The sequence below is a fragment of the Sphingomonas citricola genome, from assembly GCF_019429535.1.
Taxonomy (GTDB): domain Bacteria; phylum Pseudomonadota; class Alphaproteobacteria; order Sphingomonadales; family Sphingomonadaceae; genus Sphingomonas; species Sphingomonas citricola.
In genome coordinates, this window is the sequence record NZ_JAHXZM010000003.1 from 260,727 (window position 1) to 284,233 (window position 23,507).

The window sequence follows — 23,507 nt, forward strand, 5'->3', positions numbered from 1 at the left end:
CCTAGATGGCGATTGGACTGGAAAACGAAGGCTTCTCGGACGCGCTCGTCGTGTTGGGCGCGGCGGGGCTCGTCATTCCGGCGTTCGCGCGGTTCCGCATCAGTCCGGTGATTGGCTTCATCCTCGTCGGCGCGTTGGTCGGACCGGCGGGCCTCGGCTCGCTGACGAAGGCGTTCCCATGGCTATACTACGTCACCATCTCGGACCCCGACGCGATCGAGCCGTTCGCCGAGTTCGGGATCGTACTGCTGCTGTTCTCGATCGGGCTGGAGCTGTCGTTCCGGCGTCTGTGGTCGATGCGGCAGCTCGTATTCGGTACCGGTGCGGCGCAATTGCTCGGATCGGCGGCGCTGATCGCGACCGCGCTCCATCTGCTCGGACAGCCGTGGGCGGGCGCGGCGGGGCTCGGGCTCGCTTTGTCGCTGTCGTCCACCGCGCTCGTCCTGCCGCTCGTCGGCACGACCAGCCCCGTTGGACGCGGCGCGTTCGCGATGCTGTTGTTCGAAGATCTGGCGCTCGTACCGATCATCTTTGCTTTGGGCGCAATGGCGCCGAGCGCGGGTGACGGCGGCTGGGGCGAAATTGGCGGCGTGGCGCTACGCGGCGGGCTGACCGTGGTCGCGATCTACGGCGGCGGTCGTTTCGTCCTGCCGCGGTTGTTCGCGCAGGCCGCGCGGACCAAGAGCCCCGAACTGTTCCTCGCCGCCTCGCTGTTGGTCGTCATCGTCGCCAGCGTCGCGACCACCGCCGCGGGGCTGTCGCCGATCGTCGGCGCGCTGCTCGCCGGCCTGCTGATTGCGGAAACCGAATATCACAGCGAGGTCGAGGTCATCACCAAGCCGTTCCAGGGGCTTGCTCTCGGCGTGTTCCTGATCACGGTCGGCATGAGCGTCGACCTGCGGCTGATCCTCGCCAATTGGCCGTCGCTGCTGCTCGCGGTCCTCGGCGTCGTGCTGACCAAGGCTGTCGTGACCGCGCTGCTGCTCCGCATCGCCAACGCGCGCCGCGGCGTCGCGGCGGAGACGGGCCTGCTTATGGGCAGCCCGTCCGAGACGACGCTGATCGTGCTCGCAACGGCGGCCCAGGCGCGGCTTATTTTGCCCTCCACCGCGACCTTCTGGCAGACGGTGACCGCGATCGGGCTGACGATCACGCCGTTGCTCGCACTTCTGGGCCGTGCGATTTCGCGACGGATCGAACGGCGCGCGCCAGTCGAGGACATCCCCGCCCCCGACGACGGCCGCACGATCATCATCGGGTTCGGACGCGTCGGCGAACTCGTTGCCGACATGCTGTCGCGTCATGACCGACCGTATCTGGCAATCGAGGCCGATATCGACGCCGTCACCCGCGCGCGCGCCGACGGGCACAGCGTCGTCTTCGGCGACATCGTCCGCCGCGAACTGGTCGACCGGCTGGACCTCGCCCGCGCGCGCGCGTTGATCCTGACGATGGACGATCCGGTGCTGACCGTGCGCCTGACGCGGCAGGTGCGCGCGCAGTTCGCCGACCTGCCCATCATCGCGCGCGCGCGTGATCCGGGTCACGCCGCCGAGCTGTACCGCGCCGGCGTCACCGAGGCGGTGCCCGAGACGCTGGAGAGTTCGCTGCAATTGTCGGAGGCGGTGCTGGTCGAACTGGGCGCGCCGATGGGTCCGGTTATCGCTTCAATTCACGAGAAGCGCGACGAGCTGCGCAACGACATTCGCGCCGAGGCGCAGATGTCACGCGAACCGCGCATCCGCCGTATCCGCAGCCGTGCCGAGATCGATGCCATGAATGCGGGCTGATCACGCGAACGGATCGACCACGCATCCTACCCGACCCATGTCACGTTTATGCCCGAAACCATCCCTAGGTGCGTACCGAATGAGGCCATCCGACCTGCGCGTCGCATTGTTCAGCGGCAACTACAATTACGTCCGCGACGGCGCGAACCAGGCGCAGAACCTGCTGGTGGGCTATCTGCTGGCGCAAGGGGTCAAGGTGCGCGTCTATTCGCCGACCTCACCTGAGCCCGCGTTCGCGCCGCGCGGCGACCTGGTCGACGTGCCCGCGATCCCCTTTCCGGGTCGCGGCGAGTACAAGCTCGCGCGCTCGCTGCCCGCGGCACCCCGGCGCGATCTCGAGGCGTTCGCGCCCAACATCGTCCACGTGTCGGCGCCCGAATTCCTCGGCCACGCCGCGGTCACTTGGGCACGCGCGCATGACGTGCCCGTCGTCGCGTCGGTTCACACCCGGTTCGAGACCTATTTCGATTATTATCGCCTCGGCTTCATCCAGCCCGCGATCCGCTGGATCCTGAAGCGGTTCTACAATCGCGCCGATCGCGTCCTCGTGCCGACCCCGTCGATGGGCGAGATCATCCGCTCGCTCGGCGTCGAAACGCCGGTGTCGCTCTGGCCACGCGGGGTCAATCACCAGCGCTTCTCGCCCGACCGGCGCAGCCTCGAATGGCGCCGATCGCTCGGCATCGCCGACGATGAGGTCGCGATCGGCTTTCTCGGGCGGCTCGTACTCGAAAAAGGGCTAGGCGTCTTCGCCGACGTGATCGCGGCGTTGCGCGAACGCGGCGTCCGCCACCGCGTCATCGTCGTCGGCGAGGGCCCCGCGCGCGACTGGTTCGCGGGCCGCGCGCCCGAGGCCGCGTTCGCTGGCTTCCAGAGCGGCGACGACCTCGGCCGCGCGGTTGCGTCTATGGATGTGCTCTTCAACCCCAGCGTCACCGAAACCTGGGGTCAGGTGACGTCGGAGGCGATGGCCGCTGGCGTCCCCGTTGTCGCCGCGCGCGCAACCGGCGCGGTCGATCTGGTCGAGGACGGCGTCACGGGCTTCCTCGTCACGCCGCAGCAGGTCGAAGGTTACGCCGACGCGATCGCGCAATTGATCAACGACCCTGCCTTGCGCCGACGCGCGGGCGCGGCGAGCCACGCGCGCGCCGCGGGCTTCCAGTGGGAAGCCGCCAACGGCCAGGTACTCGATGCGTACCTCGACGTCATGCGCGCGCGCGCCTCGTCCTAACCTTCCCGCTCCTGCCAATCGAAGGTCAGCGGCGCTTCGCGAAACGCGAAGCGGTCGAGATGGCTCGAAACTACTTCGCGCATGCGCGCCGCGTCCTCGTGCGCGGGCACGCGCAGCAGCAGGTCGAGCGTCTCGTCGCCCGCGCGCATCTCGAGCCGGCTTTCATTGCGAAAGGTGATGACGCCCTCCTCCTCGGAAAAGGTGACCACCATCTTGTGGCTCCAGTGTTTGGCGAGCTGCTGGAGATAGCGGCTCGCCGAATGGGTCGGCACACGCGCGACCGATAGAGTGTCCGTCATCAATCAAGCCTTTCCACTTTCTGCGCCAGCTCGTCGATCATCGCCGCGATCTCGTGCAACCGCTCCTGCGACGCGTCGCCCGCGCCGAGGCTGTGACCGAGCGCTACCTTCAGATTGCCCATCGCGCGAAGGATAGGCGCGGCGTCGACGCGCTCGCGGTGCTCACCCAGCCCGCGAAGTCGCGCCATCAATGCCGCGACCTCTTCGGCGCGCTCGGCGAGATGGGTTCGCCCGTCGTCGGTGACGGCGAAGCGTTTCTTCGCGCCGTCGGACTGTTGCTCGGCGATCAGGTTCATGTCGTCGAGCAGCGTCAGCGTCGGATAGACCACGCCGGGGCTCGGCGCATACGCACCCGCCGTCAGCGCCTCAATCTCACGAATCAGGTCATAGCCGTGGCGCGCGCGTTCCGCGATCAGGTGCAGCAATACCAGCCGCAACTCGCTGCCGTCGAACACCCGCTGGCGTCGCCCGCCACGCCGATGCTCGCCCCCGCCGAACCAGTCGCCGCCGAACGGGCCGCCGCGTCCGCCGTGCGGCCCCTGCATCCCAAATCCCACCATACGGTCGGCGAGATGCGCTTCCCAGTGCGCGTGATGATGTGAATGATGTCTCACGTTAATCTCCTTCAGGCCTCAAGATATATCTTCAACTCATAATTACAAGAGCTTTCAAGATATATCTCTTAGCCGTTGCCGGCGGGCATGACGCATCTGCGATCGGCGGCTAGAAGGATGCATGGCCGATCTCTTCGCCGGACTCGAACCCGACACCAATGCGCCCTCTCCGCCGCCCGACGCGCCGCTCGCCGATCGCCTGCGCCCGCGCACGCTGAGCGAGGTCGTCGGACAGGAGCATCTGACCGGCCCGGACGGGGCGATCGGTCGCATGGTCGCGGCGGGTCGCCTGTCGTCGATGATCCTGTGGGGGCCACCGGGCACGGGCAAGACGACGATCGCGCGACTGCTCGCCGCCGCGGTCGGCCTGCGCTTCACACCGATCTCGGCGGTCTTCTCAGGGGTCGCCGACCTGAAAAAGGTCTTCGCCGAGGCCCGCGATCACGCGCGTCTCGGCAAGCGCACGCTACTGTTCGTGGACGAGATCCACCGTTTCAACCGCGCGCAGCAGGACGGTTTCCTGCCCTATGTTGAGGACGGCACGGTGACGCTGGTCGGCGCAACGACCGAGAACCCTTCGTTCGAATTGAATGCCGCACTGCTCAGTCGCGCGCAGGTGCTGATCCTCCACCGCCTCGGCTCCGCGGCACTCGAACAATTGATCGCGCGCGCGGAGGCCGAGGTCGGCCGCGCGCTTCCGCTCGATCCGCCCGCGCGCGACGCACTGATCGCGAGCGCCGACGGTGATGGGCGCTTCCTGCTCAACCAGGTCGAGACGCTGTTCTCGGTCGCGCTCGATGCCCCGCTCGACCCTGCCGGCCTGTCAAGCTTTCTCCAGCGCCGCGTCGCGGTCTACGACAAGGACCGGGAGGGGCATTACAACCTAATCAGCGCGCTCCACAAATCGATCCGCGGCTCCGACCCGAACGCCGCGCTCTATTATCTCGCGCGGATGCTCACCGCGGGCGAAGAGCCGCTCTATCTACTGCGCCGACTGACCCGCGCCGCGGTCGAGGATGTCGGTCTTGCCGATCCACAGGCATTGCAGCAATGCCTCCTCGCCAAGGAAGCCTACGACTTTCTCGGTAGTCCCGAAGGCGAACTCGCGATCGCGCAGGCATGTGTCTATCTCGCCACCGCGCCCAAATCGAACGCAGTCTACGCCGCGCAGAAAGCGGCGTGGCGCAGCGCGCGCGAGACGGGCTCGCTGATGCCGCCCGCCAACATCCTGAACGCGCCTACCAAGCTGATGCGCGACATCGGTTACGGCAAAGGCTACGCCTACGATCACGACGCCGCCGACGCCTTCTCCGGCGCGAACTACTGGCCGGACGAGCTTGGCCCGCAGCAATTTTACTCGCCGACCGAGCGCGGATTCGAGAAGCGGATTGCCGAGCGGCTGGCGTGGTGGGATGAACGACGCCATGCCAATCAGCCTCGCGACTAGAACGCTTCTGCCCGCTCTCCTCGCCGCATCGTTCGCGAACGGGACCGCGCTCGCGCAGAGTGCTGCCCTGATCGCGGCCCCCACACCGGCAGCCAACCAGCCTTACGCCCGCGCGGTCGCGGCGGGCTACAAGGCCGCGACGCTCTGCACCGGCGTCTTCAACGCCGGGCGTAGCGCGGCGGCGATCGAGGGGTTGGAACTGCGCGGCATCTACCCCGAATATGATGCGCTGGTGCCGACGCTGCCCGCGATCATCGACCGGCGAAGCGCGAGCGTCAGCGTACGCTTCGCCGCCGACCTGCCGCCGCGGCGCGCGACTTGGCGCAAGGGGGCGGGCTGCACACTCGCCCCCATTGGGTCCGCATCCCCGGCGATCGTGACGACCTATGCGCCACCCCCCGCCCCGACCGGGGCCGATCCGCGCGCCTGGCCGCTTGGCGACGCCGGGATCGCGCCCGCCCCCTCACCAGCGCTCGCCGCTGCCGTCGCACGTGCCTTTACCGATGACGACCGCAGCGGCCGGACCGTCGGCGTCGTCGTCGTGCGCGATGGGCAGGTCGTCGCGGAGCGGTACCGTGACGGGTTCGGCCCCTTCGTCGCCAATCGCACCTGGTCGGTCGCGAAGAGTATCTCCGGCACCCTCGTCGGCATGACGGGCACCGACCCCATGCGGCCCGCGAACATTCCCGAATGGACCTCCGCCGATCCGCGCCGCGCAATCACGCTCGACAATCTGCTGCGCATGGCCTCGGGCCTCCACAGCGACACCGCCGGCAACCGCACCGACGCGATCTATTTCGGCGGCACGAGCGTGACCGAGCAAGCTCCGTCGTGGCCGCTCGAGGCGAAGCCAGGAACGCGGTTCCGTTACGCGAACAACGACATCCTGCTCGCCGTGCGCAGCCTGCGTGCCGGCCTCGGCGACGCCGCGATGGACCGGCTGCCGCCGCGTCTGTTCGCGACGCTTGGCATGACCCACACCGTCGCGCAGCGCGACTGGCAGGGCAATTACATCCTCTCCTCCGACGTCTGGTCGACCGCGCGCGATCTGGCCCGCCTGGGTCAGCTCTGGCTTCAAGACGGCGTGTGGCAGGGCGCGCGCATCCTGCCTGTCGGCTGGATGCGCTACATGACGACGCCGAGCGGCCCGCAGCCCGACCGTGCCGAGGGCTATGGCGCGACGATGTGGCTGTTCGGGCCGAAACAGGGCCTCCCCGCCGGCAGCTACGCCGCGCAAGGGAATCGCGGGCAATATGTGATGGTCGTGCCATCGGCCCGACTGGTCGTGGTACGCCGCGGCGAGGACCCCGCGGGCAGCAGCTTCGACATCGCACGCTTCACCGCCGACGTGCTGGCTGCGCAACGCTGAGAGACCGCGCGCCCGTGAATGCTGGAACCCGCTTCCGTCATTTCGCCGGGATCGACTGGTCGGGTGCCGTCGGCGAGCGGCAGAAGGGCATCCGCGTCGCGCTCTGTGCCGCGGGGCACGCCGCTCCCACACTCGTCCGCCCTGATCACGTCTGGTCACGCGCCGATGTCCTCGGCTGGCTGCTCGACGGATTGCCGCCGGAAACGCTCGTCGGGCTCGACCTCGGCATCGCGCTGCCGTTCTTCGATTGCGGCGCCTATTTCCCCGAATGGCGCGACACGCCCCCCGACGCGCGCGCATTGTGGGCGCTGGTCGACCATGTCTGCGCCGATGATCCACATTTGTCGGCGTCGAGCTTCGTCGACCATCCCGATGCCGCGCGGCACTTGCGGCGGCACGGCGGGCGGACGGGCGATCTCTTCCCGCCGGGCCGGGGACGCTGGCGCATCGCCGAATACGCGCAGGCGGCGCTTGGCCTCCATCCGGTCAGCAACCTGAACCTCGTCGGCGCGGCGCAGGTCGGCAAGTCGAGCCTGACCGGGATGCGCATGCTCCACCAGTTGGGCGGGCGGCTCCCCGTCTGGCCGGTCGACGCCGATCCGGGTCACGGCAGCCTGCTGGTCGAGATCTACACCAGCCTCGCCGCGCGCGAGGCAGGCGCGCGCGCGGGACGCAGCAAGCTGCGCGAGATCGCGTCCCTCAATCAGGCGCTCGCCACGTTCGACAGCGCGCCGGTCGCGGGCAGCGGCGCGATCGACGACCACGCCAGCGACGCGCTTCTGAGCGCTGCCTGGCTGCGGATTGCTGCTAGGCGTCAAGCGCTCTGGCACCCCGAAACCCTCACCACGGAAGTCGCGCGGATCGAGGGCTGGACGTTCGGCGCACCCTGACCGGCGCGCAAAGGGGCTGGACGAGCGCGCCCGCCTGACGCATGGCGGCGCACACGGGCACGCCGGTTTAGCTCAGCTGGTAGAGCAGCGGTTTTGTAAACCGAAGGTCGCGGGTTCGATTCCTGCAACCGGCACCACGTTTCCCGCCCCCGCCGCCTCCCGCATTACCGATTGTTCAGCCGGCGTCGACGCTGCGGCAACGCACGTCCCCCTATCTCCGCGGCAAGAGCTGGGAGGGTGAGGTAACGATGATGGTCCGGCGGATAATCACGGCAGTGGTTGCGGTGACGGGCGTGGCGATGGGCGCATCGGCGATCGCGGCGCAACCGGCGCCGAATGCGTCGATCTACGGCACCTGGATCAACCCGTACCACAGCGTCGCCGTGCGCACCGTACCCTGCGCGAACCGTTTGTGCGGGCGCGTCGTCTGGGCAAGCCGCGAGGCGCAACAGGACGCACGCGACGGCAACGTTCCCAATCTGATCGGCACGTCGCTGCTCGAGAATTACCGCCCGACCGGGGCGCGCAGCTGGGCGGGCACCGTGTTCGTCCCCGACATGGGGCGGCATTTCTACTCGCTGATTGAGCAGGTCGACGACGGCACCATGCGCGTCCGCGGGTGCATTCTCCACGGTTTGCTCTGCAAATCGCAGCTGTGGCAGCGGATCGCGGACGTACCACGTGGATAAGCTTGCCCTGATCGCGACACGCTACCGCGTGGTGCTGTCGGTCGCGGTCGTGCTCCTGCTCGTCGGGCTCGGCTTCGCGGCGATGGAGCAACTAACCGCGCATCTCAGCTACAAGCAGGTCCGAGCCGCGCTCCACGCGATGACCCTGCCGCAGATCGTCGCGGCGATGACCTTCACCGCACTCAGCTACCTGGCGCTCACCTTGTACGACCTGCTCGCGCTGCGCGTGATCGGCCGGCCGCTGCCGTGGCGCACCGCCGCGCTCGCCTCGTTCACCAGCTATACGCTCAGTCACAACCTCGGCTTGTCGCTCGTGACCGGCGGGTCGGCGCGCTACCGCATCTACACCGCCGCGGGTCTCGACGGACCCGATATCGCGCGCGTAATCGGCGTCGCCAGCGCGACGTTCTGGAGCGGAATCGTCACGGTCGCGGGCATCGCGCTGCTCGCGCGGTCCGACGCGATCACGCTTGGCGCGTTTACCCTCTCGCCGGGCGTATCGCACGCCGCGGGGGCGGTGATCCTGATGACGGCGGTGCTGCTGGTCGTCTTGTGCGCCCACGCGCGTGGGCCCTTGCGGGTCTGGCGGTTCACGCTGCCGCTTCCCAGCGCCGCGCAAGCGGTAGCGCAGATCGGCGTCGCATTGCTTGATGTCACCGCCGCCGCTGCCGCTTTGTTCGTGCTGATGCCCGGCGCGTCGCTCCACCTGCTGCCGAGCTTCGTGCTCGCCTACGCACTCGGGATCGTCGCCGCGGTCGTGACGCACGTGCCTGGCGGCATCGGCGTGTTCGAAGCGGTCGTCCTGGCGGTCTTGCCGGGTGACCGCGTCGCCGCCTTTGCCGCGCTCGTCGCTTACCGGTTGATCTATTACCTGCTCCCGCTCGCCGTCTCGGTCGCGATGCTCGCCGTGCGCGAACTGTCGCAGCCGCGCGCGTTCTCGTCACGGCTGCTGCGCGAGGGGCGGGTCGCCGCGACGGGGATCGCGCCGCTCGTCCTGTCGGCCGCGACGTTCATCGGCGGCGCAATGCTGCTGCTGTCGGGATCGCTGCCCGCGTTGAAGGGGCGCATGGGAATCCTGTCGCACGTTGCCCCCCTCCCCTTCATCGAGGCGAGCCACATCGCTGCGAGCCTCGTCGGCACGGGGCTGCTGCTGCTCGCGCCGGGATTGTACCGGCGCCTCGACGGCGCGTTCGTCGCCACGCGCGCGCTCCTCGTCGCGGGCGCCCTCTTCTCGCTGTTTAAAGGCATCGATTACGAGGAAGCCAGCGCGTGCCTGATCCTCGCGGGGCTGCTGCACTGGACCCGAGCGGCTTTCTATCGCCGTACCGCGCTGACGCAGATGCCGCTGTCGCGCGCATGGCTCGGCGCCGTCGCGATGGTCGTCGCCGCGGTCACCTGGGCGGGTTTCTTCGCCTATCGCCAGGTGCCGTATCAAGACGATCTGTGGTGGCGCTTCGCGCTACGCGCCGATGCTCCCCGCTTCCTGCGTGCGACTCTAGGCGTAGCGGTCCTGCTGTCGGGCGTCGCGATCTGGCGCTGGCTCGGCCCCGCGCCCGCGAAACCCGACATCGCGTGCGACCCGGCGCAGGTCGGCGCGATCCTCGCGCGCGCCAACAGGACCGACGCGCTCCTCGCGCTGACGGGCGACAAGAATTTCCTGCTGTCCGACGACGGCAGTGCGATGCTGATGTACCGCCGCCGCGGCGCAAGCTGGATCGTCATGGGCGACCCGGTCGGCGATCCTGCCGCATGGCCCGACCTGTTGTGGCGCATCCGCGACATGGCCGACGCGGCGCAGGGACGCTTGCTCCTGTACCAGATCACCGCACCCGTGCTCGATCTCGCGATCGGCATGGGCCTCCACGTCATCAAATATGGCGAGGAGGCGATCGTCGAACTCCCATCCTTAACCTTCGAGACGCCGCGGATGCGCTCGGTCCGCAAGGCCGAGCGCGCCGCCGCGCGCCGCGGCCTCACCTTTCGAATCGTTCCCGCCGCCCGCGTGCCGTCGATCATGGCCGAGCTCGCCCGCGTGTCGGACGAATGGGCGATCGCCAAGGGCCATGCCGAGAAGGGGTTCAGCCTCGGTCGCTTCGATCCAGCTTATCTCTCGCATTTCGACGTCGCGGTGGCGCTCCTCGACGATCGCATCGTTGCCTTCGCCAATTTGTGGCTGACCGAGACGCACGCGGAGGCGTCGGTCGATCTGATGCGGCAGAGCGACGACGCGCCGTCGGGGACGATGGATTTCCTGTTCGTCCACGTCATGCAATGGGCCGCCGCCCAGAGCTTCGAGCGGTTCTCGCTAGGGATCGCACCGCTGTCGGGCATCGCCGGTCGACGACTGGCCCCCGCCTGGGCACGCGCCGCCGCGCTGATCTTTCAGCATGGCGAGCGTCTCTACGGCTTCCGCGGTCTGCGAACATATAAGGAGAAGTTCGCCCCCGCGTGGGAGCCGCGCTACATCGCGGGGCCGCGTGGGCTCGGCCTCGTGCAAGCGTTGCGCGATCTCTCGCGCCTGATCGGCCACCCCGCACCCGTGCCGCCAACCGCATCCGCCGGACTGCCGTCGTCTGGTCAACAAACGCCCACGCTGGGGGCGAATGACACGCCGCTCGGCCCGGTTGCACTGGCGATGTGACCGACGCGGGCCGCGTGCAACCCTCACCCCCAAGGCTCGTTACGGACCTGTGATGACGATCAAGGTCGCGAGCTACAACATCCGCAAGGGGATCGGTACCGATCGCCGCCGCGATCCCCAACGCATCCTCGATGTCCTGACTGAGATCGACGCGGACATTGTCGCGCTGCAAGAGGCCGATCGCCGCTTCGGCACCCGCGCGGCGGTGATTACGCCGCACCTGCTCGAGGAGCATGGCGGCTGGAAAGCGGTTGGCTTCGGGGTCCGCGCGCTCAGCCTCGGCTGGCACGGCAACGCGCTGCTCGTGCGTCGCAGTGCCGTGATCGAACGGTGCGAGACCCTCCATCTGCCCGCGCTCGAACCGCGCGGCGCGGTGATGGCCGAGGTGACGCTCGACGACGCCACGCTGCGGGTGATCGGCATGCATCTCGACCTGTCAGGGCTGTGGCGCCGTCGACAGGCGCACGCGATCATGAACCACGTCGCCGCGAGTGCGCACCAGCACCCGACCGTAATGATGGGTGATCTGAACGAGTGGAGCCGGATGTCGGGCTGCCTGCGCGATTTCGCCAAGACCTTCGCCTTCGCGGACACCGGCCCTAGCTTCCACGCCCGCCGTCCCGTCGCCCGGCTCGACCGGATCATGGCCTCGCCCGCGCTAAGCATCGTCAATGCCGGCGTCCACGCGAGCGCCACCGCACGCCGCGCCTCGGATCACCTGCCGATCTGGGCCGAGCTGATCGCGGCATGAACACGGACCGTATAACCCCAGCGACGGATGACGTGGCCGGCGTAGGCACCGACGCGGATGCCCCGATCGCGCGCGACAAGGAGCTTCGGCTAGCGCTCGTCTGCTACGGCGGGATTAGCCTCGCGGTTTACATGCACGGCATCACCAAGGAGGTGTGGCATCTGGCGCGTGCGAGCCGCGCGCATCAGGACGCGACGACGGAGTTGACCGGATCGGCACGCGTCTACGCCGATCTGCTCGCGGAGATGCGCGACGCCGCCGGCGTCAGTCTGCGCGTCCTCCCCGACATCGTCGCGGGCGCGAGTGCGGGCGGGATCAACGGCATCTTTCTCGCCCAGGCGATATCGGCGGGTCAGTCGCTCGACCCGCTGACCGACCTCTGGCTCGACGGTGCAGACGTCGAACGGCTGATCGAATCCGATGCCGCGCCGGCCTCGCGCTTCTCCAAGGTGTGGGCGCTTCCGATCGCGTGGATGGCCGCGGGGCGAGGCGCCGATCAGCTCGACGGGTCGGACGAACACACGCGTGAGGAGGTCCGAACGAAGCTGTCGCACTTTATCCGCTCGCGCTGGTTCGAGCCGCCCTTCTCGGGCGCGGGCTTCACCAACATGCTGCTCGATGCGTTCGCCGCGATGGCAGCCGCGCCGCGCGGGCCGCGCCTGCTGCCGCCCGGACAACCACTCGACCTCTTCGTCACCGTGACCGACTTCACCGGCCACCCCGAGCGACTGCGGCTCCATTCCCCCCCGGAGGTGATCGAGACCGAGCATCGTCTCGTGTTTCCCTTCGGCGACAAGGGGCAAGCGTGCGACACGCTGGCCGACCCTGCCGAACTCGCCTTCGCCGCGCGTGCCACCTCCAGCTTTCCCGGTGCCTTTCCGCCCCTGACGGTTGCTGAGGTCGACAACGCGCTCGCGACGCGCGGCGCCAGCTGGCCCGGACGCCGGGTGTTCTTGCGTCGCGTGCTGCCGCGCCAGTTCGCCGCCAACACGATCGGCAAGACCGCGTTGATCGACGGATCGGTTCTCGCCAATGCACCTTTCCGCCCCGCGATCGACGCCTTGCGCGACCGTCCCGCGCGGCGCGAGATCGATCGGCGCTTCGTTTACATCGATCCATCGCCGGGCATGAAGTTTCGGCTATCGGGCTCCGTCGACGGCGTCCCCGGCTTCTTTCAGACCATTCTAGGCGCGGTCAGCGAGCTGCCGCGTCAGCAGCCGATCCGCGACAACCTCGAGGCGCTGGCGGAGCGTTCACGCCGGATAAAGCGGATGCGCGCGATCGTCGACGCGATTCGACCCGAGGTAGAGCGCGAAATCGAGCAGCTGTTCGGCCGCACCTTCTTCCTCGACCGCCCGACAGCGGCGCGACTCGTCGCGTGGCGCCGCCGGGCGCAAGTGTCTGCGGCGGAGCGCGCGGGTTTTTCCTACGCGGGCTACGGCCATCTGAAGGTCGCGAATGTGACCGAATTCGTCGCAACGCTGCTTCACGCGGTCGGCGGCGCGCCGGGCTCTCAGCGGTCAAGCAACACCCGCGCGCGCATTGACGAGGCACTGGCTCGCCGCGGCGTAATCGCCGATGCCGCGTTCGCGGGTGCGGGCAACGACGCGGCGATCACCTTCTTGCGCACGTTCGACCTCGATTTTCGCGTCCGCCGCCTGCGCCTCCTCGCGCGCCGGATCAGCGAGGCGGAGGTGGAGGCGGGCGCCGCCACGCTCGAACCCCTGCGCGAGGCGGTGTACGATTCGCTCGGCATCTATCTCGACCGGCGCCGGCCCGAGCGGTACCGTGGGCTCCGCCCGCTCGTCCGCGCGACTCGCCGCGATGCGGAGTCTCTGCTCGACGCGCTCGGTGCCTCGCTCGATCTCACGCAGGCCGATGCGCTCACCGACGAGCGAATCGCGGTGGCACTCGCAAAGCTGCCGCGCGAGCAGCGCCGCACGATGCTGCTCAACTACCTCGGCTTCCCGTACATCGACGTCGCGACGCTACCGCTCCTTCAGGGCGAAGGCACCGATGAATATGACCCGATCCGCGTCGACCGCATCTCGCCCGACGACGCGCGGACGATTCGCGGCGGCGGCGCCGAAGCGACGTTGAAAGGCATACAATTCAGCAGTTTCGGCGCCTTCTTCAGCCGCGCCTACCGCGAGAACGATTATTTGTGGGGCCGCCTGCACGGCGCCGAACGGATGATCGACATCGCCGTCTCGACGCTCCCCCCAACCGCCCGACTCCGTCCTGGCCGCGTCGCCGCCATAAAACGCGCGGCATTCAGAGCCATCATGATCGAAGAGCAGCCCAGATTGACGATGATACCGGCGCTGTTCGCGTCGCTGCGACGGGAGATTGGCTGAAGGCTGGTAAAAAGATAACGGCGACGATAGCGTCGCGCGCGATGCAGTTTCTCAAAATTCTGTTCTGGTGCCTGCTCGCATTCATCGCTGCGGTGTTCACCTTCGGTAATTGGACAACGGTTTCGGTCCAGCTTTTCGGCGGGTTGGTCATGGAGATCAATCTGCCGCTTTTGCTGCTGCTGGCCTTCTTGCTCGGTTTCATTCCGACGCTGATCTACCAGCATGTCGTACGCTGGCGGTTGCGTCAGCGCCTGTCCGCAGCCGAGCGTGCGCTGGCAAGCACACGCGCCATCAGCGAAGCGGCGCTGCCCGTGTCCACATCCGGCCCCGCCCAGGCTGCTCCTCCATCCGCACCTACCGCGCCAGAGGCGATCTGATGTCCAGCCGCATCTTCGTCGCGCTCGACACGCCTGATCTCGACCGTGCCCGGTCAATCGCCGAACGGGTGCGACACCACGTCGGCGGGATAAAGCTCGGTTTAGAATTCTTCTGCGCGCACGGGCCCGCGGGTATTCGCGCGATGGAGGAGATCGGGCTGCCGGTGTTTCTCGACTTGAAGCTGCACGACATTCCCAACACGGTCGCGAAAGCAGTGCAATCGCTTGCCGCGCTCAAGCCCGCGGTTCTCACGGTCCACGCGAGCGGCGGTCGTGCGATGCTTGAGGATGCGAAAGCCGCGGCGCATCCATCGACGCGCGTCGTCGCCGTTACCATGCTCACCAGCCTCGACGACGCTGACCTGGGCTCAATTGGGGTGGCGGGCAGCGCACACGACCATGTCCTGCGGCTCGCCGATCTTGCGCAGGAGGCGGGTCTCGACGGGATCGTCTGCTCCGGCGCGGAAGTGAAGGCAGCGCATCGCGCGTGGCCGAAGGGCTTCTTCGTCGTCCCCGGAGTGCGGCCGGCCGATGGCGCGCTCGGGGATCAGAAACGCGTCGTCACCCCGCGTCACGCGCTCGACGACGGTGCCTCGATCCTCGTTATTGGCCGTCCCATTACCCAGGCGAGCGACCCGAACGAAGCCGCGCGCGCGATCGCCGCGACGCTCTGAGCGGATCAAGCAAATGGAAGACGGGCGGGCCCTGGTTGACGACGTACGAGACGCAGCACGACAGCATGGCCTCACCTGGGACGCGATGGTACCCGACCGCTTCACCGTCAATCGCGCGGCCGAAGCCGACGAGGAGCGCGCCTATGCCGAGATGGCGATCGCCAAGCGCGCGTTACGCAACCACATTTGTGCCACCTACGGCCTGACGGTCGACGAACTAGCCAGCCTGGCCATGCCCTGAGCAGCGCGCACAAATTGGCCTTGTCGCGATGAGGCTGCTAGACGCCCACCATGCCAATCTCCGCCAAGATCTGCGGTCTGACCACCGCCGCGACACTTGATGCAGCGATCGGTCGCGGGGCGAGCCACGTCGGCTTCGTATTCTTTCCGCCATCACCACGCAATCTGTCGTTCGAGCAGGCCGCTGCGCTTGCCATTCGAGTGCCTGACCATGTTTCGCGCGTCGGCGTCTTCGTTGACCCGGATGACGAAACGATCACCCGCGCCGTCCGCGATGCCCGCCTGTCGGTAATTCAGCTTCACCAGACATCGCCCGAACGCATCGCGCACCTCCGCCGAATGACGGGCGTAGAGACTTGGGCCGCGGTCGCCGTCAAGACGAGAGCCGATCTCGATGCCGCTGGCCGCGTCGTCGGCGCGGCCGATGGATTGCTGTTCGATGCGAAGACGCCTGCGGGCGCGACACTGCCCGGCGGGATGGGCGTCCGCTTCGACTGGTCGCTGCTCTCCGGTTACTCGTCGCCGCTACCCTGGGGATTGTCGGGAGGCCTCGACGCGGCGAACGTCGCAGAGGCGGTTGACCGCACGCAGACCAAGTTAGTCGACACGTCGTCTGGCGTCGAGGACGTGCCTGGCGTCAAGAGCGTGGACAAGATCGCCGCCTTCCTTCAATCGGTGCGGCAGCTATGACCCCCATTCTCGATCAACAGGCGGTGCCCAACAGCTTCCGCCAGCAACCCGATTCACGCGGCCATTTTGGCGAATATGGCGGCCGCTATGTCGCCGAGACGCTCATGCCGCTGATTCTGGAGCTTGAAACCGCGTATCGCGCCGCAAAGCAGGATCCGGCGTTTCAGGCGCAGTTCGACGACTTGCTTGAACATTATGTCGGCCGACCCAGCCCGCTCTACTACGCGGAGCGCCTGACGGAGGCGTTGCGCGACAGCGCGCCCGAGGGGATGGGTCCGGAAATCTGGTTCAAGCGCGACGAATTGAATCACACCGGCGCGCACAAGATCAACAATTGCGTCGGGCAAATCCTGCTGGCGCTTCGCATGGGAAAGACGCGGATCATCGCGGAAACCGGTGCGGGACAGCATGGTGTCGCGACCGCGACGGTTTGCGCACGCTTCGGCCTCCCCTGCGTCATATATATGGGCGCCAAGGACGTTGAACGGCAGGCGCCCAACGTCTTCCGGATGAAATTGCTCGGTGCCGAGGTTCGTGCGGTGGAGAGCGGTGCGCGCACGCTCAAGGATGCGATGAACGAGTCGCTGCGCGACTGGGTCGCGAACGTTCACGACACTTTCTACATCATCGGCACTGCAGCCGGCCCGCACCCCTATCCGGAGCTCGTCCGCGATTTCCAGAGCGTGATCGGACGCGAGGCACGTACGCAGATGCTGGCGCGGACGGGCCGGCTGCCAGACCTTCTGGTAGCTGCAATCGGGGGGGGATCGAATGCGATCGGACTGTTCCACCCCTTCCTCGATGATGCCAACGTGCAGATGCTCGGGGTCGAAGCGGCGGGCGAAGGGCTCGATGCCAAGCATGCCGCCAGCCTCGCCGGCGGCTTTCCCGGCGTCCTTCATGGCAACAAGACCTACCTGTTGCAGGACGACGACGGCCAGATCGCGGAGGCGCATTCGATTTCCGCTGGTCTCGATTATCCCGGCATCGGCCCCGAGCACGCCTGGCTAAAGGACATTGGACGCGTCGCCTATACCAGCGTCACCGATCACGAAGCATTGGATGCATTCCAGCTGCTGTGTCGCGTCGAGGGTATCATCCCCGCGCTCGAACCATCGCACGCGATCGCAGCCGTTGCCGCAAGGTCGAAGGAGATGCGGCGGGATCAGGTAGTTCTGGCCAATCTGTGCGGGCGCGGCGACAAGGATATCTTCACCGTTGCCGAAGCGCTCGGGGTGGCGATCTGATGACGCGCCTGTCCAGCGCCTTCCGCGCCGACCGTCCGGCGCTTGTAACCTTCGTAACCGCGGGTGACCCCGACGTGACGACCACGCCCGCTATTCTTGATGCGCTGGTCGCGGGCGGCGCCGACGTCATCGAATTAGGGATGCCGTTTACCGACCCGATGGCCGACGGTCCGGCTATTCAAGCTGCGAACATTCGGAGCCTCGACGGCGGCACCACCACCGCAGACATTCTTTCGATCGCCAAAGACTTCCGTGAACGTCACTCCGACGTGCCGCTGGTGCTGATGGGTTATGCGAACCCGATGCTGCGGCGCGGGGCTGAGTGGTTCGCCACGGCCGCACACGCGGCGGGTGTCGACGGTGTCATCTGCGTCGACGTGCCGCCCGAGGAGGACGATGCACTGGGCCCCGCACTGCGTGACGCGGGACTTGACCTCATTCGTCTAGCCACGCCGACCACCGACCTGGCGCGTTTGCCAGAGGTGGTGAATGGCGCGTCGGGGTTTCTCTACTACGTGTCGGTCGCGGGGATCACCGGCTTGCAGCAGGCGCAGCAGGCCTCGATCGAGGAAGCGGTCTCGCGCCTCAAACAGGCAACCGACGTACCGATCGCGGTCGGCTTCGGTGTGCGCACCCCCGATCAGGCAGGCGCGATCGGTGCGGTTGCGGATGGCGTGGTCGTAGGTTCCGCTATCGTCGAGATTGTCGCTGCTCACGGCGCGGATGCGCCGACGCATGTCACCACCTATGTTCGCGGCTTGTCCGACGCGCTTGCCTCGGCCCGCAAGGAAACAGCACAATGAGCTGGTTAAGCAACGTTCGCAATGCCTTGTCCTCGATCGTTCCCGCGGGCAAGCAGCAGACTCCCGAAAACCTGTGGCACAAGTGCAAAGGCTGCGGGACGATGGTCTTCACCAAGGAGCTGGAGGAGAACCTTCATGTCTGTCCGACGTGTGACCATCACGATCGCATCGGGCCGTCCGAGCGCTTTGCCTATCTGTTCGACGATGGCACCGCGCAGCCGATCGCCCCGCCCAAGGCACCCGAGGATCCGCTCAAGTTTCGTGATTCGAAGCGGTACGTCGACCGACTGAAGGCGGCGCGCGCCGATACCGGCGAACAGGACGCCTTCGTCAATGCGCGTGGACTGATCCACGGTCGCAAGGTCGTGATCGGCGTGCAGGACTTCGCCTTCATGGGTGGCTCGATGGGTCAAGCCGTCGGCGAGGCATTCATCCAAGGTGTAGAGGCCGCGATCGCGGACCGGGCGCCCTACGTCGTCTTCACCGCCTCGGGTGGCGCGCGGATGCAGGAGGGCATCCTCAGCTTGATGCAGATGCCGCGCAGCACGGTTGCGATCCAGATGCTCCACGATGCCGGGCTGCCATACATCGTCGTGCTGACCGATCCGACGTCGGGCGGCGTCATGGCGGCCTATGCAATGCTCGGCGACATCCACATCGCCGAGCCCAAGGCGACGCTCGCCTTCACCGGCCGGCGCGTGATCGAAAACACGATCCGCGAGAAGCTGCCCGACGATTTCCAGACCAGCGAATATTATCTCGAGCACGGCATGATCGACATGGTCGTGCATCGGAAGGATTTGCGCGACCGGCTTGCCAGCGTCATCGGCTATCTATGCGCGGAACGTAGCGCGGCGGCGTGATGCGCCTCGGGCGTCGCGTGAGATAAGTTCCGTGCGGCGCCTACATACCTTCCGACGCCGTCATTCGGATTTCGCGTCATGCCCGACCATGCCCGCTCGACCGATCCCGCCGTGCAGGCGCAGCTTGAGCGTTTATGGGCACTCTCACCCGGCGCGGACGTGCTGGGGCTCGAGCGCATCACGCGATTACTTACGCGGCTCGGCAACCCGCACCGCCGCTTGCCGCCGGTCTTCCACGTTGCCGGAACCAACGGCAAGGGCTCGACCTGCGCCTTTCTCCGCGCCGCCATCGAGGCCGCCGGCTACCGCGTCCATTCCTACACCAGCCCACACCTCGTTCGCTTCAACGAGCGTATCCGGCTCTCCGGGACGCTGATCGACGACGCGACGTTGGCGAACCTGCTGCGGCAGGTGCTGGACGTCGCCGACGACATTGGTGCTAGCTTTTTCGAAGTGACGACTGCCGCGGCCTTTCTCGCGTTCGCAACGACGCCCGCGGACGCGTGCGTGATCGAGGTCGGACTGGGCGGACGGCTCGATGCGACCAACGTGATACCGACGGCGGCAGTATGCGGCATCGCGGCACTGGGGATGGATCACGAAGCGTTCCTGGGTGACACGTTGCCCAAGATCGCGGCTGAAAAGGCAGGCATCGCGAAGTCGGGCGTGCCGCTCGTGACCATGGCATACCCCCCCGAGATCACCGCGGTCATCAGGCGAGCAGCAGAGGACGCGGGCGCGCCGCTACTCGCGCAAGGGTTTGGGTGGAACTGGGAGGCGGAGGAAGACGCGCTCCGCTATCGCGACGAGATCGGTGAGTCGACGCTGCCGCTCCCCTCACTGCGTGGCGCACATCAGCCGGCGAACTTCGCGCTCGCCACCGCGATGCTTCGGCATCAACGCGCGCTCATCGTTTCAGACGAAGCGATTGCGGATGCTGCCGCGACCGCACGCTGGCCGGCGCGCTTGCAACGTCTGTCCCCAGGACCACTCACCGATTTGGTGCCGCCGGGTACCGCTATTTGGCTCGACGGTGGTCACAATCCCTCCGCGGGGGAGGCTCTCGCCCGATCCCTGCCTCGTCGAGCCACGGCGACCGGGATCACGATGATCCTGGGTATGCTCGCCAACAAAGATCCGGCCGGCTTCCTTCGACCCATGGCATCGCACATCGATCGCGTCATCGGCGTGCCGGTGCCCGATCATGCGAGCCACGCGCCCGATAGCCTCGCTCAGGTGGCGCAGGAGTTGGGTATTCCGGTCAGTACAACTGCTGACAATGTGGCTGAAGCGCTCACTATGGCAGCCCCGCAGCCTGAGGGCGGATCAAGCCCAATGATCCTGATAGCCGGCTCACTATATCTGGCGGGTGAGGTCCTTGCTCGCAACAACGAGCTGCCGGCCTAAATCGAGATGTTGACTACGTCTGGCAGGTCAGCTCGCAGCCAGAAGGATCGTTTAAAATCGCACGGCCGCGTCGAGCTAATTCCAATTGCGACGCCTTTATTTGCGCGGCCGTCACACTGATGCCCCGTCACGCGCGTCGCCCGAGCCTTCAATCCCGGCGCTGCCGACCGAGCGATCGATCAGCCCGGCGCGGCTCATCCACCAGAACAGCACGACACCGGGCAGCGCTAGGATGGTGGTGAGCACGTAGAAGTTAACGTAGCCAAGCTGTTCCACCAACGCTCCCGCCGTGGTTCCCGTCAGCACCCGACCCAGCACACTCGTGGCAGCCGATATCAAGGCATATTGGGCGGCGGTGAAACGAAGGTCGGTCAGGGCGGAAAAATAGGCAACCAGCGTGACGCCGCCGATCCCGCTGGCGATATTCTCGAAACCGATCGCGCCTGCCATGCCGATGTTACTATGCCCCGCGGCCGCAAGCAGCGCGAACGACAGATTGCTGACTGCCATGAGCACGAGGCTCAGAAATACCGAGCGCTTCAATCCCATGCGGGCATACAGAATGCCGCCGATGAAGATGCCAATCAGATAGGCCCAGAAGCCGATCCCGACGTCAAAGAATGCGATTTCGTCGTTGCTGAACCGCAAATCGTCGAACAGCAGACGGAACGTCAGATTGGCGAGTGTGTCACCGACCTTGTGGATCAGGATGAACACGAGCACCAGCCACGCGCCCGAACGCGAAAAGAACTCCGCGAAAGGTTGCCACACTGCGCGGACGGCCGTCGCCAGGCCCCTGCGTTCGATCGGCTCACGGCGCCGCGCTGGCTCCCCCAACAGCAAGCCGGCCAACATCGCGGGCAACGCGAGCGTCGCACAGGCGAGGTAAGCAGCGGACCAGCCGTGCCGCGCCGCCACCACCAGCGCGAGCGCCCCCGCGCCGGCGGAGCCGATCCGCCAGCCATATTGGCTCATCCCCGAGCCCACCCCCAGTTGCCGCGGCTCCAAAATCTCGATGCGATAGGCGTCGATCACGATGTCGAACGTCGCCCCTGCGATGCCTACAAGGATCGCCGCCGTGGCGGTCGCGGAGATCGACGCGCGTGGATCGACCAACGCCAGGTGCGCCACCGCCGCAATGACAAGGACGCCGGCAAACAACAGCCACGACACTCGTTGTCCAAGCCGCCCGAGCACGGGCAACCGAACGCCGTCGACCAGCCACGCCCACAGGAACTTCAGATTGTAGACGAGGAAGGCGAGGCTGAAAGCCGTCACCGTCTTCTTGTCGATCCCTGCCTGCGACAGCCGCGTGGTCAGCGTGGCGGCAATCATCGAGTAAGGGAATCCGGACGAGATGCCGAGTGCGAGCGCGGCAAGCGGCGCGCGTTCCACGTACGGCCTCACACCGTCCCACCATGTCCGCCGATCAGTGTCCGTCATCCCCGGCGTCGCCGCCATTCGCTTGCTCCCGCGCGATTTCTGGCGAACACTAGCGGGAAAAGACGGAGAGGTAAGCCATGAACGCAGCCACCGGGCCGCTTCGCCCGACGTCGGGCCAGCTCGCGCTGGCGCAATTGCTCGCCGAGGGCGGACGAAAGCGCGAGGTCGGGATCACGCACGTCGATGCGCTGGCTTACACCGACCCCGCGCGCCACGTCGCCGAACAGGCGCGCATCTTTGCGAGGGCACCGCTGGTGATCGGTCCATCGGCACTGGTCGCGGAGGCGGGCACTGCGGTTCCGCACGATGGCTTTGGCAAGCCCCTTCTCGTTACCCGCGACCGGCACGGCGAGGCGCACGTCTTCTTGAACGTCTGCCGACATCGCGGCACGCGTCTGGTCGAAGGCACCGAGCCGGTTTGTTCACCGCGTCTCGTCTGCCCCTATCACGCGTGGAGCTATTCCCTGGACGGCCAGCTGGTCGGGCTGCCTCGCCCAGACGCGTTCCCGGGCATCGATAAGGAAGCATTAGCGCTCAAGCGTTTGCCGACGCGGGAGGCGGGCGGACTGATCTGGTTCGCTTTTGACGAGGCTGCCTCTTTCGTCGAGGCCGATGCGCTCGGGCAGGATTTCGACGCCTTCGGGCTCCGCGATATGCATCTGTTTCGCCGCAGGACGCATGACGTGGCGGGAAATTGGAAGCTCGTCATGGATGCTTTCCTTGAAAGTTACCATGTCGCGCGGCTGCATGCGCAGACGATCGGACGGTTTTTCAAGGACGGGGTCGCCTCTGCCGACACGATCGGGCCGCACCAGCGGTCGGCCGTTGCGCGCGAGATCGACGAGGCGGCGGTGCGTGCGGGCGACTGGCCTACGCTGCGATCGGCGATCACCTATACGTATCAGATGTTTCCGGGCACCGTGCTGATCGTCAGCCCCGACTACGTCAATCTGATGGTGCTGATGCCGCAGGCGCACGATCGCGTTCTAGTCGAGGACTTCATGCTGATCCCCGAGCCGCCCGCGACCGACAAGGCCCGCCATCACTGGGAAAAGAGCTGGAATTTGCTGGACGGCGGCGTCTTCGCCAGCGAGGATTTCCGCGCCGCGGCACTGGCGCAGCAGGGTCTGGCGTCGGGTGCGCTCGATCGTGTTACGCTGGGAACGCTCGAGGCGGGGATCCGGCAATTCCACGATCAGGTGGAGCGGCACCTGTAGCGTTCAGGCGGCGGGTACGAACAATTCGAAGCCCTGCGGCAGTCGTTTCGCCTGACGCCCCGCCTTTACCGCGTCGACCGCCTGGATCGCGTGCAGCAGATCGCGTTCGAGATACGGCTTGGCGAGGAAGGCGACCGCCAGCGTGCGCGCCTCAGGCGGACAGGTGCCGGTCACGAACATCACCGGCACGTCACGCTCGGCCGCGGCGCGCGCGACGTCGACCCCGCTGCCGTCCGCCAGCCGAACGTCGGCCAAGATCAGATCGACCGCGACCGTATCGCGTGCCAGCAGCGCGCGCGCGTCCGCCACGCGGTCAACGGTCGCCAGCACCTCGTACCCGTTGTCGCGCAGCATCCGTTCGGTGTCGAACGCGATCAGCGGCTCGTCCTCCACGACCAGCAGGCGCGAGATCAGGCGCTGTTTCCGTCCGAACAACATGCGTTGGCTTCCATCGTTACGGTCGCACAA

The 23,507-nt window shown here is 66.9% G+C and carries 22 protein-coding genes and 1 tRNA gene; 19 read left to right on the forward strand and 4 right to left on the reverse strand.

Annotated elements, in window-relative coordinates:
• Positions 1 to 5: 5 nt before the first annotated feature.
• Positions 6 to 1,790, forward strand: coding sequence for a cation:proton antiporter domain-containing protein (locus KZ810_RS08935; RefSeq protein WP_219768745.1), 1,785 nt, complete (start codon positions 6 to 8; stop codon positions 1,788 to 1,790).
• Positions 1,791 to 1,869: 79 nt separating this feature from the next.
• Complete coding sequence (locus tag KZ810_RS08940) at positions 1,870 to 3,021, forward strand: glycosyltransferase family 4 protein (protein ID WP_219768746.1); 1,152 nt, start codon at positions 1,870 to 1,872, stop codon at positions 3,019 to 3,021.
• On the opposite strand, the gene KZ810_RS08945 is transcribed toward KZ810_RS08940, so the two are convergent.
• Both KZ810_RS08945 and KZ810_RS08950 read right to left on the reverse strand, forming a co-directional pair.
• Positions 3,018 to 3,320, reverse strand: a complete 303-nt coding sequence (locus KZ810_RS08945) for a DUF2218 domain-containing protein (RefSeq protein ID WP_219768747.1) — start codon at positions 3,318 to 3,320, stop codon at positions 3,018 to 3,020. The two genes, KZ810_RS08940 and KZ810_RS08945, sit on opposite strands and share 4 nt — an antisense overlap.
• Positions 3,320 to 3,880 (reverse strand): PadR family transcriptional regulator, encoded by a 561-nt coding sequence (locus KZ810_RS08950; protein ID WP_373369153.1) that lies wholly within the window; start codon positions 3,878 to 3,880, stop codon positions 3,320 to 3,322. Before KZ810_RS08950 ends, KZ810_RS08945 begins: the two co-directional genes overlap by 1 nt.
• Positions 3,881 to 4,055: 175 nt before the next feature.
• On the opposite strand from KZ810_RS08950, the gene KZ810_RS08955 reads away from it, so the two are divergent.
• From KZ810_RS08955 to KZ810_RS09030, 16 genes are all read left to right on the forward strand, one after another.
• Positions 4,056 to 5,381, forward strand: a complete 1,326-nt coding sequence (locus tag KZ810_RS08955; protein ID WP_219768748.1) for a replication-associated recombination protein A — start codon at positions 4,056 to 4,058, stop codon at positions 5,379 to 5,381.
• Positions 5,347 to 6,750: a serine hydrolase gene (locus KZ810_RS08960; protein ID WP_219768749.1), complete on the forward strand. Its 1,404-nt coding sequence runs from the start codon at positions 5,347 to 5,349 to the stop codon at positions 6,748 to 6,750. The genes KZ810_RS08955 and KZ810_RS08960 overlap by 35 nt, the downstream gene beginning before the upstream one ends.
• Before the next feature lie 14 nt (positions 6,751 to 6,764).
• Positions 6,765 to 7,640, forward strand: a complete 876-nt coding sequence (locus KZ810_RS08965) for a hypothetical protein (RefSeq protein WP_219768750.1) — start codon at positions 6,765 to 6,767, stop codon at positions 7,638 to 7,640.
• A gap of 61 nt (positions 7,641 to 7,701) precedes the next feature.
• A tRNA-Thr gene (locus tag KZ810_RS08970) sits at positions 7,702 to 7,777 on the forward strand.
• A 114-nt stretch (positions 7,778 to 7,891) separates the two neighbouring features.
• Positions 7,892 to 8,329, forward strand: coding sequence for a DUF2147 domain-containing protein (locus KZ810_RS08975; protein WP_219768751.1), 438 nt, complete (start codon positions 7,892 to 7,894; stop codon positions 8,327 to 8,329).
• Positions 8,322 to 10,970, forward strand: a complete 2,649-nt coding sequence (gene mprF, locus KZ810_RS08980) for a bifunctional lysylphosphatidylglycerol flippase/synthetase MprF (protein ID WP_219768752.1) — start codon at positions 8,322 to 8,324, stop codon at positions 10,968 to 10,970. Before KZ810_RS08975 ends, mprF begins: the two co-directional genes overlap by 8 nt.
• Before the next feature lie 52 nt (positions 10,971 to 11,022).
• Positions 11,023 to 11,721: an endonuclease/exonuclease/phosphatase family protein gene (locus tag KZ810_RS08985; protein ID WP_219768753.1), complete on the forward strand. Its 699-nt coding sequence runs from the start codon at positions 11,023 to 11,025 to the stop codon at positions 11,719 to 11,721.
• A 32-nt stretch (positions 11,722 to 11,753) separates the two neighbouring features.
• Positions 11,754 to 14,078 carry a patatin-like protein gene (locus KZ810_RS08990; protein ID WP_308461521.1) on the forward strand — a complete coding sequence of 775 codons (2,325 nt, stop codon included), beginning with the start codon at positions 11,754 to 11,756 and terminating at the stop codon, positions 14,076 to 14,078.
• A 41-nt stretch (positions 14,079 to 14,119) separates the two neighbouring features.
• Positions 14,120 to 14,455: a lipopolysaccharide assembly protein LapA domain-containing protein gene (locus tag KZ810_RS08995; protein ID WP_219768755.1), complete on the forward strand. Its 336-nt coding sequence runs from the start codon at positions 14,120 to 14,122 to the stop codon at positions 14,453 to 14,455.
• Positions 14,455 to 15,129, forward strand: coding sequence for an orotidine-5'-phosphate decarboxylase (gene pyrF / locus KZ810_RS09000; protein ID WP_219768756.1), 675 nt, complete (start codon positions 14,455 to 14,457; stop codon positions 15,127 to 15,129). Before KZ810_RS08995 ends, pyrF begins: the two co-directional genes overlap by 1 nt.
• A gap of 13 nt (positions 15,130 to 15,142) precedes the next feature.
• A complete protein-coding gene (locus KZ810_RS09005) occupies positions 15,143 to 15,370 on the forward strand; it encodes a hypothetical protein (protein WP_219768757.1) in 228 nt (75 codons plus the stop codon).
• A 50-nt stretch (positions 15,371 to 15,420) separates the two neighbouring features.
• A complete protein-coding gene (locus tag KZ810_RS09010) occupies positions 15,421 to 16,059 on the forward strand; it encodes a phosphoribosylanthranilate isomerase (protein WP_219768758.1) in 639 nt (212 codons plus the stop codon).
• The gene (gene trpB / locus KZ810_RS09015) at positions 16,056 to 17,306 is read left to right on the forward strand and encodes a tryptophan synthase subunit beta (RefSeq protein ID WP_219768759.1); all 1,251 of its coding nucleotides are present in this window, start codon (positions 16,056 to 16,058) and stop codon (positions 17,304 to 17,306) included. Before KZ810_RS09010 ends, trpB begins: the two co-directional genes overlap by 4 nt.
• Positions 17,306 to 18,109, forward strand: a complete 804-nt coding sequence (trpA, locus tag KZ810_RS09020) for a tryptophan synthase subunit alpha (RefSeq protein WP_219768760.1) — start codon at positions 17,306 to 17,308, stop codon at positions 18,107 to 18,109. The genes trpB and trpA overlap by 1 nt, the downstream gene beginning before the upstream one ends.
• Entirely contained in the window at positions 18,106 to 18,972 is an 867-nt protein-coding gene (gene accD / locus KZ810_RS09025; protein ID WP_219768761.1) for an acetyl-CoA carboxylase, carboxyltransferase subunit beta, read from the forward strand. Before trpA ends, accD begins: the two co-directional genes overlap by 4 nt.
• Before the next feature lie 78 nt (positions 18,973 to 19,050).
• Entirely contained in the window at positions 19,051 to 20,379 is a 1,329-nt protein-coding gene (locus KZ810_RS09030) for a bifunctional folylpolyglutamate synthase/dihydrofolate synthase (RefSeq protein ID WP_219768762.1), read from the forward strand.
• A gap of 111 nt (positions 20,380 to 20,490) precedes the next feature.
• Here KZ810_RS09030 and KZ810_RS09035 read toward each other — a convergent pair whose 3' ends face one another.
• A complete protein-coding gene (locus KZ810_RS09035) occupies positions 20,491 to 21,822 on the reverse strand; it encodes an AmpG family muropeptide MFS transporter (RefSeq protein WP_219768763.1) in 1,332 nt (443 codons plus the stop codon).
• Between the two features lie 77 nt (positions 21,823 to 21,899).
• On the opposite strand from KZ810_RS09035, the gene KZ810_RS09040 reads away from it, so the two are divergent.
• Positions 21,900 to 23,039, forward strand: a complete 1,140-nt coding sequence (locus KZ810_RS09040) for an aromatic ring-hydroxylating oxygenase subunit alpha (protein WP_219768764.1) — start codon at positions 21,900 to 21,902, stop codon at positions 23,037 to 23,039.
• Positions 23,040 to 23,042: 3 nt separating this feature from the next.
• Here KZ810_RS09040 and KZ810_RS09045 read toward each other — a convergent pair whose 3' ends face one another.
• Positions 23,043 to 23,477 (reverse strand): response regulator, encoded by a 435-nt coding sequence (locus tag KZ810_RS09045; RefSeq protein WP_219768765.1) that lies wholly within the window; start codon positions 23,475 to 23,477, stop codon positions 23,043 to 23,045.
• Positions 23,478 to 23,507 lie beyond the last annotated feature (30 nt).